The 14,378-nt window shown below is 44.0% G+C and carries 14 protein-coding genes; 9 read left to right on the plus strand and 5 right to left on the minus strand.

The annotated features are described in order from the left end of the window. Positions 1 to 984 (minus strand): sulfurtransferase, encoded by a 984-nt coding sequence (locus VHA02S_RS11630; RefSeq protein ID WP_038898844.1) that lies wholly within the window; start codon positions 982 to 984, stop codon positions 1 to 3. Between the two features lie 301 nt (positions 985 to 1,285). Between VHA02S_RS11630 and VHA02S_RS11635 the strand changes: the two genes are divergently transcribed. From VHA02S_RS11635 to VHA02S_RS11650, 4 genes are all read left to right on the plus strand, one after another. Then, positions 1,286 to 3,091, plus strand: a complete 1,806-nt coding sequence (locus VHA02S_RS11635; protein WP_038898845.1) for a sensor histidine kinase — start codon at positions 1,286 to 1,288, stop codon at positions 3,089 to 3,091. Next, positions 3,081 to 3,677, plus strand: a complete 597-nt coding sequence (locus tag VHA02S_RS11640; protein WP_009698147.1) for a response regulator transcription factor — start codon at positions 3,081 to 3,083, stop codon at positions 3,675 to 3,677. Before VHA02S_RS11635 ends, VHA02S_RS11640 begins: the two co-directional genes overlap by 11 nt. A 156-nt stretch (positions 3,678 to 3,833) precedes the next feature. Continuing rightward, positions 3,834 to 4,502 (plus strand): hypothetical protein, encoded by a 669-nt coding sequence (locus tag VHA02S_RS11645; protein ID WP_005450635.1) that lies wholly within the window; start codon positions 3,834 to 3,836, stop codon positions 4,500 to 4,502. A gap of 322 nt (positions 4,503 to 4,824) precedes the next feature. After that, positions 4,825 to 6,315, plus strand: coding sequence for a SulP family inorganic anion transporter (locus VHA02S_RS11650; protein ID WP_005450633.1), 1,491 nt, complete (start codon positions 4,825 to 4,827; stop codon positions 6,313 to 6,315). Positions 6,316 to 6,391: 76 nt separating this feature from the next. Here the strand turns inward: VHA02S_RS11650 and VHA02S_RS11655 are convergent, their stop codons facing one another. Then, positions 6,392 to 6,835 carry an META domain-containing protein gene (locus VHA02S_RS11655; RefSeq protein ID WP_005450631.1) on the minus strand — a complete coding sequence of 148 codons (444 nt, stop codon included), beginning with the start codon at positions 6,833 to 6,835 and terminating at the stop codon, positions 6,392 to 6,394. 220 nt (positions 6,836 to 7,055) lie between these two features. Here VHA02S_RS11655 and VHA02S_RS11660 point away from each other — a divergent pair, with 220 nt between their 5' ends. Continuing rightward, positions 7,056 to 7,304, plus strand: coding sequence for a DUF1289 domain-containing protein (locus tag VHA02S_RS11660; RefSeq protein WP_017188178.1), 249 nt, complete (start codon positions 7,056 to 7,058; stop codon positions 7,302 to 7,304). Positions 7,305 to 7,421: 117 nt separating this feature from the next. Here the strand turns inward: VHA02S_RS11660 and VHA02S_RS11665 are convergent, their stop codons facing one another. Beyond that, entirely contained in the window at positions 7,422 to 7,643 is a 222-nt protein-coding gene (locus VHA02S_RS11665) for a hypothetical protein (RefSeq protein WP_005450627.1), read from the minus strand. Positions 7,644 to 8,030: 387 nt separating this feature from the next. Next, positions 8,031 to 9,725 carry a bifunctional UDP-sugar hydrolase/5'-nucleotidase UshA gene (gene ushA / locus VHA02S_RS11670; protein ID WP_017188176.1) on the minus strand — a complete coding sequence of 565 codons (1,695 nt, stop codon included), beginning with the start codon at positions 9,723 to 9,725 and terminating at the stop codon, positions 8,031 to 8,033. Between the two features lie 349 nt (positions 9,726 to 10,074). On the opposite strand from ushA, the gene VHA02S_RS11675 reads away from it, so the two are divergent. Next, positions 10,075 to 10,779: a GNAT family N-acetyltransferase gene (locus VHA02S_RS11675; RefSeq protein WP_009698143.1), complete on the plus strand. Its 705-nt coding sequence runs from the start codon at positions 10,075 to 10,077 to the stop codon at positions 10,777 to 10,779. A gap of 15 nt (positions 10,780 to 10,794) precedes the next feature. Further along, positions 10,795 to 11,310: a GNAT family N-acetyltransferase gene (locus tag VHA02S_RS11680; RefSeq protein ID WP_005450623.1), complete on the plus strand. Its 516-nt coding sequence runs from the start codon at positions 10,795 to 10,797 to the stop codon at positions 11,308 to 11,310. A gap of 224 nt (positions 11,311 to 11,534) precedes the next feature. Here the strand turns inward: VHA02S_RS11680 and rplY are convergent, their stop codons facing one another. After that, entirely contained in the window at positions 11,535 to 11,813 is a 279-nt protein-coding gene (rplY, locus tag VHA02S_RS11685; protein ID WP_005450622.1) for a 50S ribosomal protein L25, read from the minus strand. 422 nt (positions 11,814 to 12,235) lie between these two features. Between rplY and VHA02S_RS11690 the strand changes: the two genes are divergently transcribed. Further along, positions 12,236 to 12,970 carry a glycosyltransferase family 2 protein gene (locus VHA02S_RS11690; protein WP_009698141.1) on the plus strand — a complete coding sequence of 245 codons (735 nt, stop codon included), beginning with the start codon at positions 12,236 to 12,238 and terminating at the stop codon, positions 12,968 to 12,970. Positions 12,971 to 12,984: 14 nt separating this feature from the next. After that, a complete protein-coding gene (locus tag VHA02S_RS11695) occupies positions 12,985 to 14,280 on the plus strand; it encodes an LssY C-terminal domain-containing protein (protein ID WP_009698140.1) in 1,296 nt (431 codons plus the stop codon). The last annotated feature ends 98 nt before the right edge of the window (positions 14,281 to 14,378 follow it).

A 14,378-nucleotide genomic window follows, 5' to 3' on the forward strand; every position in this document is an offset into this window, starting at 1 on the left:
TTAGCTCTTGCCGTTGATAACGTTCACTTCAGGGTTTTTCTGCTCATAGTGAGCATGGCTGTACTCGATCCATGAACCGTCATAGTTGTAGACGCCTTCTGCGCCAAGTACTTCAGTAAGAATCATGGTGGTGTGGGCAGAACGAACACCGGATTGGCAATAAGCGATCACTTTTTTGCCTTTGATGATGTCGCCATAAAGAGCTTGCAGTTCTTGTGCAGATTTCAGCGTTGTGTCTTCGTTTAACGCTTTGGTCCAGTTAATGTGAACACTGCTTGGGATAGTACCCGGACCGTACGCACCAGAAACCGCAACGTCGCCGTTGAACTCGTCGTTGCCGCGAGTATCTAGGATCACCCAATCAGGGTTGTTTTGCGCTGCGATAACCATATCCAGTGTCGCTAGCGTGTTGTTGTCTTGTTTTGTGTTCGGTGCTTTGTATTCAACTGCGGCAACGCTTGGGTTTGCAGAGCCAGTTGGGTAACCAGCGCCCATCCAAGCGTTCAAGCCACCGTCTAGGTAACGAACGTCTTGATGACCAAGGTTATGGATTTGCCAGTAAAGGCGAGCGGCATCGTGGTGAGAGCCTGCTGCGTAAACCACGATTGTGCTGTCAGCTGTTGCGCCGAAGCTGCCCAGAATGGTCTCCATTTCTTCGGTGTTATTGCTCATACCACCGAAGTCGAATTGACCATCAGCCGCCGAGTAATCGTTACGCCACATAGTGTAAGAGCCAGAAATAGGACTATCTGGTTTGATAGGGTTTAGCGCACCGATCACAACCACATCTTTGTCGCCGTCCATCAGCGACTTAAGTTGTTGTGCCGAAATGAAGTGCTCAGGATGAGCGTATTCTGCGAATTTCTGCTCTTGAGCAGCGGCATCCACAATCACAGCCTCAGCTGAGAACATCGTATTGTAAGCTGAGTAGCCAACCGCTGTGACAGCTGCTAACACACCCAACGCAATCGTCGATTTTTTCATGAGTTGCTTCCATATTTTAATTTAAAGTTTTGCTGCCGAATCCTCGATGTTTCGACAGATAGAATGCTTTTGATGGGGCAGTGCTGACATGAACGTTTCTTAATCATTTTTGGTGTTCATGGCTTAAAATAAGCGGAAATGCGCTCTACCCCTTTATGGGTAAGGCATTCTGAGGAAATCGTTTAAATGACGATATTGTGGTTTCCCACAATAATGATGTGGGATTGATCTAAAGCAACAAAGTAGAAGGGGGAAGTGGTGCTAAAATGTGCCACAACCGAGTTTTGGTAGTATTTCATAAGTGATTGATAATTATTCTCAAAAGTTAATTCTTTTCATTTTTGCTCTCTCCTTTTTCTTTACCTCTTTTGCCTCTGCTAATGATCAAAAAGTACCGAGAAAAGACTACGATGTTGGCGTTTTAGCGCTGCGTGGACACGCACATGCTCGTGAAGCGTGGCAACCAACTTTGGATTGGTTGGAGACTCAGAATCCTGGCTATCAATTCAACCTACATACTTACGATTTCGACCAACTTGAAGATGCATTTTTGCACGGTTGGCTTGACTTCATTCTGACTAGTCCAGGGCAGGCGACTAAGTTGGCACGTGAATACCCAATCAACTGGTTAGCAACGCAAAAAACTGCCTATAGCAACTTACCAAATAAGTCGATTGCTTCGGTGGTAGTGGTGCGTGAAGAGTCGCCTTATAAAACGCTGCGTGACATCAATAAAGCTAATGTCGCGGCGGTATCGGAAAAAGCCTTTGGCGGCTTTCTCGCGCTGCGTTATGAGCTCGATAAGCTCGGCTATTTCAATTCCTCTTTCTTCGAAAAAATTCATTTTACTGGTCCACCAACTGACCAGTTGATTTTGGACGTGATCAAGAACGATCTCGATGTCGCGATCGTCCCTGCATGTACTCTGGAGAACATGGCGAAGGAGGGGCGTATCCAACGGCACAGCTTACGTGTATTGAATGAGAAGCGTCCTGCTGATTCTGTTTGTGCGGTGAGCACGCCACTGTATCCAAACTGGACCATGGCTATGACAGAGCGAGCGCCCACGGATGTGGGGCAAATGGTGGCGCAAACCCTTTTCGCAATGCCAGAAGATCATCCAGCAGCCGTTGCGGCGAACAACGTTGGCTGGATGTTGCCTGCGCCGAGCATCAACGTTGATAAAGTCTACAAGCACTTAGACATGCATCCGTTGCAAAAGTCTTGGGGACAAAAAGCACAAGAATGGCTGCATAAGAACCAAGCGATCGCAATGGCGTCGTTACTGACTTTGCTGTTATTGACGGGATATCACTTCTGGTTGGAATGGAAGTTTCAACGTAGTCGTGAAACGTTAAAAACCACCATGAACGACTTACGCCGTAAGAGCTCAATGTTGGAGCATGCCCAACGTATCACCATTGTCGGTGAACTTGGTAGCAGTATTGCGCATGAAATTAATCAACCATTGGCAGCAATCAAAAACTACAGTCAAGGGGCGAAAATGCGCATGGAACATGGCGCGACTGCCGAAGAAATGGCGCCAATCCTCGATAAAATCCAACAACAGGTGACTTCTGCAAGCGACATCATTCAGCGCCTTCGTAGCTTGATAAACAAAACACCGATTGAAAAAAACTGGGTGGATCTACCTTGTTTGATTGAAGAAGCGATGAAGCTGGTGGATTACGAATTCCAACGTCATCGAATCCAACTTGGTGTGCTTTACTCTGGTGAGCCGCAAAAAGTCTTTGCAGATGTGACAGGTTTGCAGCAGGTCATTCTCAATGTTTTAAATAACGCCAAAGATGCGTGTTTGAGCCATTCGCCGAAACGTAGAGATTTGTACGTGGATCTGCACGTGAGCTTCTGTGATGAGATGGTCATCATTGACGTGACGGACAACGGCATTGGAATTGAAGAGGAAAGTACGCCATTAGACCAAGCTTTCTACACCACGAAGGAAAATGGATTAGGGCTAGGTCTGGCAATATGTCGTGATGTACTCGATGCGCACCAAGGCAGCATGCAATTTAGGTCCATAGAGCCCACTGGGTGTCAGGTGACCATTGTTTTACCGTATCAGGAGGCTTGTTATGAGTCGTAACCTTTGTCCACTCTACATCGTTGATGATGAAGAGCCAGTATTAGAATCCATGGCGTTTATGTTGGAAAGTTATGGTTACGAGGTTGAAGCTTTTTCTAGTGGGATAGATTTTCTCAACAACGCTGAATTGTCCGCTCCGGGTTGTGTTTTGCTTGATAGCCGTATGCCCGAGATGCGGGGACAAGATGTCCATCATGTAATGAATGAGAAATTCAGCCCGATCAGCGTGATTTACCTAACTGGTCATGGCGACATACCTATGGCTGTCGATGCACTAAAGGATGGCGCATTAGATTTCTTTCAAAAGCCTGTTGATGGAAACGCGCTTGTGGTTGCAGTAGATAATGCTATGGCACAGTCATTAAAAAACGGTGAAAAGCTGAGTGCGAAACAGGTATTACAGAATCTCACCAAGCGCGAGAAAGAAGTACTTGGATTGGTAGTCAAGGGGATGAAAAACCAAGAGATGGCCGATTCGTTGTGTGTTTCTCTAAGAACAATTGAGGTACATCGCTCTAATGTGATGAAAAAACTTGAAGCAGAAAGCCTTGCAGTATTGATTCGCAAAGTCGGGCATTTGATCTAATTGATTTATGTTTTGGGGGCAGCGAACTGAGCTATTTAGGTCGAATTAATCACTGTAACCTAATGATATTTTGGGAAAGGTTTGCTCAACCGGTATCAGGAAGATAACATCAGTACCCAAAATGAAATGAATCTTAATCTTGGCTAGAACCTAACTATGTTTGTCGATACCGTTAAAAGTGCCTTTGCTTCACTAAACACGCATAAACAAGCGATTGCGAAAGCGACCGCTTTACCGATTCTCTTTTCTGTTATTCTTGATCTCCTTTTAGGTGCAAGTGAAGGCGATGGTGCTGCTATCTTCGTACAAATCTTGATGGCGCTATTGTCTGCGATCGTCGCGATTAACGTGCACAGTATTATCCTTAAAGGTCCTCAATCTGTCCCTCAGTGGGGGCGTTTCACCCTTGGCAAGATCGAAATGTGGTTCATCGGTCATTACTTGGTGATGACAGTTGCAGTAGTCGCCGTTGCCGCCATCTTTGCGATGATTAACGTTGCGCTTGCCGCAATTGTACTGTTCGCACTTGGTGTGATCTGTTGTCGATTGGTGTTGGTGTTTCCCGCCATTGCTATTGGTAAAGGTGTGTCATTCCCTTATGCATGGAACTTAACCAAAGGGTACACGTGGTACATGATGGGTGTGGTGATCTTGGTACCGCTTCTGTGTGGTATCGCAATATCACCTCTGGCGTATTTACAACTGCCAATCCTAATGAGTTTATTAAGCTTCCTAGTGACCATCATCGGGATTGCTATTTTGTCTAAAGCGTACGAGCAATTAAGTGGTTTTGATGGACAATCTTATTCTCAGCAGTCATTTTGAAGTCACTTAAGTAGATGTTATGAATGAAGAAGCGCCTCCTTTTAGAGGCGCTTTTTTATGGTTACTTGTAGGCAAATTTACTTGGTTTTGTAAGAATTTATTACAAATTACATTTTTAAAGTGATATAAAGCACACCTTCGATGAGGCTGGTTTTGTTTTTGACTGGCTCTTATCGAGAAAAACCGTGACGTTTCAATTGACGAATAAGGAAGGTGCTTTTTGCTCATTAGTCCGCCCTAGAACGATCTCTCAGATGCGTTTGCATCACTCCCTTCACCGTGCGCAATGCACCAACTAAGGCAATACGTTTATGAGAGATTTATGTTTAAATTTACAAAAGATACTTGGTTTAACAACGTTAAAGGAGATTGTTTATCAGGAGTTGTTGTAGCACTGGCACTTATTCCAGAAGCTATTGCATTCTCTATCATCGCAGGACTCGACCCCAAAGTGGGTTTGTATGCCTCGTTTTCCATCTGTGTCGTGATTGCGTTTACTGGCTCAAGGTCCGGAATGATTTCCGCGGCAACCGGAGCGATGGCGCTATTGATGACCACCTTAGTTAAAGATTATGGTTTGCAATATTTGCTCGCCGCGTCGTTTTTCGCTGGTGTACTGCAGTTATTGATTGGCTACTTAAGGCTAGGGGATTTAATGCGTTTTGTGTCTAAGTCCATCATGACTGGATTTGTAAATGCGTTGGCAATTTTAATCTTTTTGGCGCAACTGCCTGAACTGACGAACGTTTCTTGGTCCGTTTATGCATTGACCGTTTTAGGACTAGCCATCATCTATTTGTTTCCATATGTGCCGAAAATCGGAAAAATGCTACCGTCCCCTTTGGTATGCATTATCACGGTGACAGTGGTTGCGTTGATGTTTGATATCGATATTCGTACTGTTGGCGATATGGGGCAGCTACCCGATTCGCTTCCCGTATTCATGATTCCCGATATTCCCTTCAACATTGAAACACTCCAAATCATTTTCCCTTATTCATTAGCTCTCGCCATTGTCGGTGTCCTTGAATCACTGATGACCGCATCTATCGTCGATGAGTTGACGGATACAGAGAGTGAGAAAAACGACGAGTGCAAAGGACAGGGGATTGCGAATATGGTCGCATCGCTGTTTGGCGGTATGGCAGGATGCGCCATGATTGGTCAGTCGATGATCAATATCCAGTCTGGCGGTCGAACACGTTTATCGACGCTTTGCTCCGGTGTGTTTTTGCTGATCATGGTGGTGTTCTTGGGGGATTACCTCAAGCAAATCCCAATGGCGGCGCTCGTTGCTGTGATGATCATGGTTGCGATAAGTACTTTCTCGTGGCACTCCATTGCAGAAATGCGTAAACACAGTTTATCGACAAACCTTATCATGCTATCGACGGTGATTGCGGTTGTTGCCACCCACAATCTTGCTATTGGTGTGCTGGTGGGCGTTTTATTAGCGTGTGTCTTTTATGTGAATCAGAGCCGGACTTTAATGAAGGTTTCGGATGAAGTCATTGTTGATAACGACCATACGATTCACAAAGTTCATGGGCAAATCTTTTTCGCTTCCGCCTATAGTTTCACTGATATGTTTGATTTCGATAATGCGACGCGATACATCACAATTGATTTATCCGATGCGCATTTTTGGGATATCACAGCAATATCAGCTTTGGATAAAGCCATCATTAAGTTTCGTAAAGGCGGCTCTATTGTTGCTGTAACCGGAATGAATGAAGCAACCTTGGATATGATAGATCGCCACGCGGTTTATGATGATCCTGAAAAGCTGGCTAAGCAAGGTATGGGGCATTAGAAACAAAAAAGCAGCCAAAGGGCTGCTTTTTTAGAGATTCTTTCAGAGACTTATTGTCTCAGAAACAAATGTGGGATTAGTTTACCCAGTCACGCAGTGTGAACGTTAGTTCGTGATCTGCGTTTTTCAGTACTAGACCATCGTTAGTCAGAGTAATGTCGCTCCAATCAGAAAGCGTTTCAGACATTACTTTTTCAATCTTCATTTGGTCTTCCATACACATCTTCATGGTCATGCCCATTTTCTCGATGCGTAGTTGGTTATCTTTTAGTTCAGCTTGACCGAAGAAGTTGTTACAACCTGCATTACCATTCGCAGTTAGGTTTTCACCAATTTCTAAGCGAGGTGCTTGGCGTTCTTCTGCTGCGATGTTTTTGCCATCGATTTGAACCAGCTGCCAGTTGTGGTGCTGTAGATCTTGAGCCGTAATTTCTTTCACATTGTCACCGTTGCTAGCGCATGCAGTCATTAGAACTGGAAGTGAGATTGCTGCTACTAACGTTTTTAGGCTAAGCTTCATTTTATTGACTCCGTTTTTAGAAAACGTGGTAAGTATAGGTAATAAAACAGTGTTTTTGTCAGCATACGGTTATGGTTTCGTATGTTTTTAAACACGGCGTATTTTATAACAGAGATCCCATTCCAGGTACTAAAATTCAGCGAAAACTTCGAAATTTCTTACAGTTATTCGACTATAAGTGAATCGGGTCTTGATGAGATAACCAAAGAACGGGTTGAGCATGGAGCAACTGGAGTTTTTTACCGTCCCAAGTCCTTGTGTCGGAGTGTGCACTTCTGACGAAAAGGGCTATTGCAAGGGATGCATGCGTAAACGAGAAGAGCGGTTTAATTGGCTGAGTTTTACTCCTGCACAACAGTTGCACGTGATTAAGCTGTGTCGTCAGAGGTACAGAAGAAAGGTGCTAGCAGGGAAGGGGAAAGCAGAACTGCCTCAAGATGACTTATCCCCGCAACAGGATTTGTTTTAGTGTTGTTTACGCTTTATTACTTATGACTAACTATTCCCGGCCCAGTCTGAACTACTTATCCATAAGAGCCGGGAAGCTCCTATCCATTTTCGTGCTCAAAGTGATGAGCACTTGGCGTTACTTTAAAGACCATTGGTCGCTTACCCAGCCTCCTGCTTGTTCGTCGAAGTGACTACCGGCAAAGCGGTGATTTTGTTCCACGTCTAATTTACTGGTGGGTAATTCATCCATCATTTGATGAATGTATCTTGCCATTGGATCAGTACATGCTTCACGCTCTCTGCGAGTGACCACTTCTTTAATTATCTGCAGTCTATAGCTGTTGCTGGCTCGTTTCATTTTTGACCTCCAGAACTCGATGGCAGCAGTTTGAACACATTGGCGTTCAGATCGCTGCTCATTGGCGGGAGCGTAGAAGCCCATCGCCTTCGTTTGAAGTCTGAGAGACAAATTGTTTGAGAGCAGTGTTTGTAACGCCATTCGCATCTTTCTCAGAATCATTGGCTGCGTGAATAAAAGTTAATTGCTCAAACACAGTTGATGAATCTTCATATTCGAAAGACCTTATCAAACATAGAAGCCCTACACATGGTCGTCAACAACGTAAATGAACATTTTTTGAACGATTTGTGAAGGTGGCGTTTTATCAGAGATTTAGCGCAAATAAAAAAACCGGAGCCACTTGGGCTCCGGTTGGTCTTAGAGTCAGTCTGACACGCCTTTTATTTACTCAGCTGCGATTTCACAACCAAGTGGGCTGTCTGAGTTAGTGTAGACGATTTCGCCTTGTGGCTCGTAGTTGCTTACTTGTACTGTACCAAGAGTCTCTAGATAGCTGTACATTACTTCTGCGTCAACGTTACCAGTGTTAATTACGTTAAGTGCAGGGTAACCATCACCACCCGCCGCGTTGAAGCTTGGTACGGTAAACTTATAAGTTGCCGCTGTGTCGAAATCTTTGCCATTGATCTTGCTGATTTCAACTTTCTTGGCAGTACAGTCTACAGTCATATTTAGACCTGCCAGTTGTGCGTACGCACCCGATCCACGTTGCATTGTAGCAACCACGTTCAAGTAATCGACTACTTGAGCGCCAGTCATCGTGGCTACAGTTACCATATTGCCAAATGGTTGAACTGTTAGTACATGGCGGTAAGCAATCGGACCTGCTTCAATTGATGCACGAACGCCACCTGAGTTCATAACCGCAAAATCGGCTTTTTGATTTTCTTGGTGAGCAGTTGCGATCAAACGACCTAAGTTAGTTTGTTGGTAGCGAACTACTGCGCGGTCACCTTCCAGCTTGTCATCAGAGGTAGCAATTACCTTATCTAGCTCATCTTGTCCTTTATCTTGGAAGTATTGAAGACGTCCTTGAAGAGCAAGGTCTGGCTTGATTTCTGTGCCAATGAATTCTAGTTCACCAGCTTCGTTTTTGCGTTTTAGGTTTACAGGAACTAGCTCATAACCAGCAAGGTGAAGTTTACCGTCGTAGTATTCGAAGTCTGCTTTACCAACGTACTTACCCCACTCGTGCGCTTGCATGATGTAAGTACCGTTTTGTTGGTCTGGTTTGCAGTCATCACCAGGTTCGAAGTCAGCGTATCCTGAACCATCTGGTTCCATACAAACAGGGTTTTGCGAGTGACCACCGAAGATAGCTGCAAGCTGTCCTTCTTCGACTGCTTTCGCCATCGCTACATCGCCAGGTGCATTTGAACCGTGCTGGCCATTTTCATAGTGACCCATATGTGTCGTAGCGAAAATGAAATCGACAGGGTCATCTTTGTAGGTTTCTTTGATTTCTGCAATTACCTTCGGCATTTCTTCTGTTGGTTTGGTAAATGTCAGGTCAGAGATAAACTCAGGGTTACCGATTTTTGCTGTATCTTCTGTTGTCATACCTACAACAGCTACACGAAGGTCACCAAGCTCAAAGATTTTGTAAGGTTTGAAGTAGCGGTCGCCATTTTTATCATAAATGTTGGCAGCAAGCATTGGGAAGTTTGCCCAAACACGTTGCTTTTCAAGAACGCTAAGAGGGTTATCAAATTCGTGGTTACCAACTGCCATAGCATCATAGCCAATATCGCTCATACCTAAGAAGTCAGGCTCTGCATCTTGTAGGTCTGATTCAGGAACACCAGTGTTGATGTCACCACCAGAGAGTAGTAGGGATGAGCCGCCATTTGCTGCAACTTCTTGGCGCATTTGATCAATCAGTGTTTTACGCGCAGCCATACCATACTCGCCGTCTTCGTTATGCCAGAAGCGACCGTGGTTGTCATTGGTATGTAGAATTGTGAACTTGGTACATGAATCTGCAGTGTCACAAGTGACTGGAGAGTTGTCGCTGTCTGAGCCACATCCTGCTAGCGCAGCGCCGACTGAAAGTACCAAAAGGGATTTGTAAAACTTCATAAGGGATCCTTTCTTTGTGATTTTGATTTTATTACGGCGTGAAATATACGGAAATAATGTGAAACTTTAGTGATCTATATCTTATTTACAGTTTTGTTGAATACAGGAAATAACAGGGCTGCAAACCGCGTCGACAAATAAACAGAAACCGTATTTAGAAAGGATTTAATGTTTTTACTAATTAAATTTGTGAGTCGCTTAATTGATTTCAATTTTCTAATGTGAATCAATACGCATTTTGGTGAGATATGGAGCAAACTTTGGTGATTATTTTGCCAGATTAATGTCTTCTTACTCTCTACGAAACAAATAGTTAAGATTTTTCTGTACGCTGTGTTGAGGAGTAAGGATGCTCAAAAAAACAACCGCACTTGCCGCGGAAATCGATTGCTCATGGCAAAAGCAGTTCAGTGTGAGCTGTAATTTGTACAATGGCTATTCTTATGACCCTCACTATTGGCAAAAGTTCTCCGATCTTTGCGCTGTATTTTTATATCAATCAGACGCCGTTACGTTTATATCTTGTCCCCCTAAATTATGGGAACGAATTAAACATTTTCAGCCAAGTGAGCTGGAGAGAAAACTCAATAATAAACAAATGTTCTGTGAATATGATGATGTCGACTACTATTTATTTAATGACGACAACGTCAACAAAGACGATGGGATAATTCCTCTCTCGATCGAATCTGATCTCGAATTACTTGAATCTTTTGTCAGCCGAATGAGCGAAGAAGATATCCTTAAAGCGGACTTTGACCTCGATAGCCATTTTTTTTACGGCATATTTGACAAAAATGAGCTGGTCGCTGTGCTTGCTTCTTATTGTTATAAAGGGAAAGAGCCGTTTGAGTCTTTATCCATATTGGTTTCTCCTGAAGCAAGAGGAAAAGGGTATGGAAAACGCCTGCTCAGTCATTTAATCAATGAAGTGAAGTCGAGGCAGCGCAAAATTAGGTATCGAGTAAATAGTGAAAATACGCCTTCAATAAGGCTCTGCCAGTCTTTGGGGTTTGAAGCGTACAGTCGTCAAAGAGTGTTTACTCCGGAGTAATGAGAAAGGCAAGCAATGGGATATACAGTTAGAAATGCAGTGAGAGATGAAGCAGATCAGATCGCCAAAATACACGTTGATTCATGGCAAGTCGCTTACCGAGGATTAATGCCGCAGAGTTACATTGACCAATTTACTCGAGAACGTCGAGAGCGCATGTGGACGCGAGTAATGACGGAGCAACTGGCCAATCTCATTGTTGTTGAGAAACAGAAAGAGATCGTTGGCTTTCTAAGTTATGAACTGCCTGATCACACCAGCGAAGACAAGACGGCAACGGTTACTTGTTGCTATGTTTCGCCTTTATACTTCGGGCAGGGCGCTGGCAGTGCTTTGATTGATGAATTAGAAACTCGTTTACTCTCGACACCAGTGATGCAAATTAGCCTTAAGGCGTTAGACACCAATAAACAAGGGCTTAATTTCTATAAGAAGTGTGGCTTTGTGCGATCTGGAGAGGAAGAGTCGGAGGTTATCGATGATATGACGCTCAACGACGTGACGCTGGTTAAGTACATAGCACGAACATAACTTACTGGTGAGAGTGTTTAATGCGGTGTTTGCAGAAAAGCACTATCGGTAATGAAAAGAGAATTGAGAAAAGAGTAGGGGAGATTTACTTCTGTTCTAAATAGTAAAACCCCGGAGGTGGTAAGTCTCCGGGGTTTTGAAATTTTTTAGATGTCTCGGTTGGTAAGTCCGATAATCTTTATGCAAAAGGTTTGGATTTTATCCGTTAATTCCTTGGTAGGGAATTAGATACGGATGAAGTCCATGTGCTCAACTTTTGGCTTGTAAGCGTGACGTTGAACGTCTTGTGGCTTAACTTTAACTTCAGCGCCGTCGATCACTAGAACGATACCTTCGTAGAACTCAGGCTTGTCCATTTGGTTAACGATGTCGTCGTGGTTAAGAACGATAGCAACTGCTGCTTCTTCACCGCCGTATACAACTGCAGGGAATTTGCCAGCGTGACGTAGGCGGCGGCTCGCACCTTTACCTAGTTCAGTACGTACTACTGCTTCGAATTTCATAGTATTTACTCTCAAATTAGTAAAAAATAAAACTTTACAAACACAATGCGACCTTGTGTTCGTAGTAAAGCTTGAAACAGGAACTGTTCAAGCGAGCGCGGATACTATCATCATGCTCTACATTCAGCAACCAAAATTGTACCTAAATCACCAAAAAGCCAGTAATTCTTCGACAAGAAGAGTGTCTGTTTTGTGGTGTCGGCAAAACTTTGTCCGCATTGCGCTGATTTTAACCTATTTGGCTTTTTGTCAGTACGTTTTTATTTGCCTAGGACTCAATCCTCTTTCCAAGTTAATTCATTCATTAACGACATCTGTTATTCACAAAATGAACGCAAAATGAATGTTGACCTCAGTAACCGTTAAGTCAGTCGGTTCTATTCTCCATCGTACATAAACGGACAACCTCAATGGAGCACATTATGAATCCTATCAGTATCGTGATTATTACCCTCAATGAAGAAAAACGTATTGGTCGACTACTTGAAGACTTAACCAAACAAACTCACCAGAACTTTGAAGTGATCGTGGTGGATTCGAACAGCGAAGATTCGACACGTGAAGTTGCACAAGCTTACGAAAGCTCATTGCCAGAACTGACAGTGCACCGCATGGATACGCGTGGTGTCAGCTTAGGTCGTAATACAGGTGCAGAACTGGCGAAGTATGAACGTATTCTTTTCTTAGATGCGGACGTGCGCTTACCAAGTGATTTTCTGAGCCGTGCAATGAGTAAGCTTGAGGATGCGAAGTTGGAAGTTGCTGGTGTTTACATGGGCTCAAAAAATCTGCCAATGGCACATAAGTTGGGTTATGGCATATTTAACGCGGGATTGTTTATTACTCAGTACACATTCCCAACGGCGGTAGGTGCTTGTATTTTCTCTACCAAACGCGCACACAAAGAGATCAACGGCTTTGATGAGTCTATTACACTTTGCGAAGATTGTGATTACGTAAAACGCGCTTCTAAAACATGGCGTTTCCGCTTCTTACCGATGACGTTTGAATTCGATCCGCGCCGCCTTGAGCAAGACGGCTTCTTTAAGATGGGCATGACCTATTTCAAAGCCAATGTACGTCGATTCTTCTTTGGCGAGATGCGTAACAACGAAATGGAATACAAATTCGGTCACTACAAAGATCAACATTCGTAATCGTCGGAGGCTGCATGCTGGAAGCAATCAGTCTGTTTTTCGGAGCATTTCTGGATGCAACGATTGGACCTAACCTCTTTGTCCCGGGCGAGCCGTTTTTGCTCGCTGCGGGCTATCAATTGCACCAAGGTGTGATTTGGGGCGTTGTCGCCGTTTTGTTGGGCGGTTGGGTTGGCGATCAACTCAGTTACTTTATTGGTAAGCGTTCTGGCTCTAAAGCACAGAAGAAGCTGATTCGTTGGCAAGCCAAGACAAGGCGTCCAATCGCTCGTTGTCGTTTGTTGATGAAAAAACGCGGCAATGCCATTTTGATCTTTGCACGCTTACTCGGACCTGTTGCTTGGGTCGTGCCATTTATGGCGGGTACTGCGAATGTGAGTTGGAAGCGTTTTACTGTCTGTTCATCAATTGGATTGATACTTGGTGTTGGGCAATTTGTCGTTGCTGGGTATTTGCTTGCTGCGGGTCTTAACACATGGATTCCACTTGATTCCATAAAGTTCATCCTTGTTGAGCATAAGCTTCTTATTGCCTCAGTACTCATCGCTTCTGTATTCGCTCTTGTGGCTTGGAAGAAAAACTGGTCACGTAAATGGACCAAATCCCTAACGGCTTTAGTGTTATGTTTAGTTGCTGCGAATTATGGACACTTTTTCTATCTAGCAGATGACAATATTGAACAACCCGGCGTTACTGAAAATCAATCGATAGTCCTTAATGATATCGGCTTTAAGGTTTATCCGGGGCGCTCGAATGTGTTTGACGCTCAGGCAGTCAACTTGGTGTACGTCGGAGAATCCCCGCGAAGCCTAATGCAAGAGCTCGGCTGGCTAGAGAATCAAACCTTTTCAAGAAACGACATTGAATTGGCAGACTATGTGAGCTTATTGAAGCAGAAGCTGCCGCCCGTTTCTGATTTGTTTTGGAATGGCAAGCCACAGTCGATGGCATTCCAAGAGCCCGGAAGTTTGTTAAAACGCTCTCATGTTCGCTGGTGGCAAGCAGGGTTAGAATCAAAGTCTGGTCAACCGATTTGGGTCGGAGCGATTAGTTACGATGACGGTCTCAAGTTGGCGCATTACTCGGGTATTGTGACGGTATTGCATCGAATAGATCCTAATGTGGACAGCGAAAGAGACCGTCTAGCGAATCAAATTGAAGTCAGTCATTTAGCGCTAGTCGGAGAGTTACATTCGTTAGCGCAACCTGTCGCAATGGATAGTAAGCACGACTATTATTCGGATGGGAATGTGCTGTTGATTAGTGAACCATCGCTAGCATTAAACTTACCCAATCAAAGCGCTATTTAGATATACCCAAGCATCTTGAGGTTACTTGGGTATATAAAAATGGCACCTAGCGAATAAATCGATAAGTGCCATTTTAAAGTAATACTGTGAGTGACTGA

Origin of the sequence: Vibrio harveyi NBRC 15634 = ATCC 14126 = KCTC 12724 (genome assembly GCF_001591145.1) — a bacterium.
Classification (GTDB): domain Bacteria; phylum Pseudomonadota; class Gammaproteobacteria; order Enterobacterales; family Vibrionaceae; genus Vibrio; species Vibrio harveyi.

What these genes read in the sequence shown, in the direction of transcription:
- VHA02S_RS11630 (WP_038898844.1), bottom strand. Translation starts at nt 984, where the DNA reads ATGAAAAAATCGACGATTGCGTTGGGTGTGTTAGCAGCTGTCACAGCG.
- VHA02S_RS11640 (WP_009698147.1), top strand. Translation starts at nt 3,081, where the DNA reads ATGAGTCGTAACCTTTGTCCACTCTACATCGTTGATGATGAAGAGCCA.
- VHA02S_RS11645 (WP_005450635.1), top strand. Translation starts at nt 3,834, where the DNA reads ATGTTTGTCGATACCGTTAAAAGTGCCTTTGCTTCACTAAACACGCAT.
- VHA02S_RS11650 (WP_005450633.1), top strand. Translation starts at nt 4,825, where the DNA reads ATGTTTAAATTTACAAAAGATACTTGGTTTAACAACGTTAAAGGAGAT.
- VHA02S_RS11655 (WP_005450631.1), bottom strand. Translation starts at nt 6,835, where the DNA reads ATGAAGCTTAGCCTAAAAACGTTAGTAGCAGCAATCTCACTTCCAGTT.
- VHA02S_RS11660 (WP_017188178.1), top strand. Translation starts at nt 7,056, where the DNA reads ATGGAGCAACTGGAGTTTTTTACCGTCCCAAGTCCTTGTGTCGGAGTG.
- VHA02S_RS11665 (WP_005450627.1), bottom strand. Translation starts at nt 7,643, where the DNA reads ATGAAACGAGCCAGCAACAGCTATAGACTGCAGATAATTAAAGAAGTG.
- ushA (WP_017188176.1), bottom strand. Translation starts at nt 9,725, where the DNA reads ATGAAGTTTTACAAATCCCTTTTGGTACTTTCAGTCGGCGCTGCGCTA.
- VHA02S_RS11675 (WP_009698143.1), top strand. Translation starts at nt 10,075, where the DNA reads ATGCTCAAAAAAACAACCGCACTTGCCGCGGAAATCGATTGCTCATGG.
- VHA02S_RS11680 (WP_005450623.1), top strand. Translation starts at nt 10,795, where the DNA reads ATGGGATATACAGTTAGAAATGCAGTGAGAGATGAAGCAGATCAGATC.
- rplY (WP_005450622.1), bottom strand. Translation starts at nt 11,813, where the DNA reads ATGAAATTCGAAGCAGTAGTACGTACTGAACTAGGTAAAGGTGCGAGC.
- VHA02S_RS11690 (WP_009698141.1), top strand. Translation starts at nt 12,236, where the DNA reads ATGAATCCTATCAGTATCGTGATTATTACCCTCAATGAAGAAAAACGT.
- VHA02S_RS11695 (WP_009698140.1), top strand. Translation starts at nt 12,985, where the DNA reads ATGCTGGAAGCAATCAGTCTGTTTTTCGGAGCATTTCTGGATGCAACG.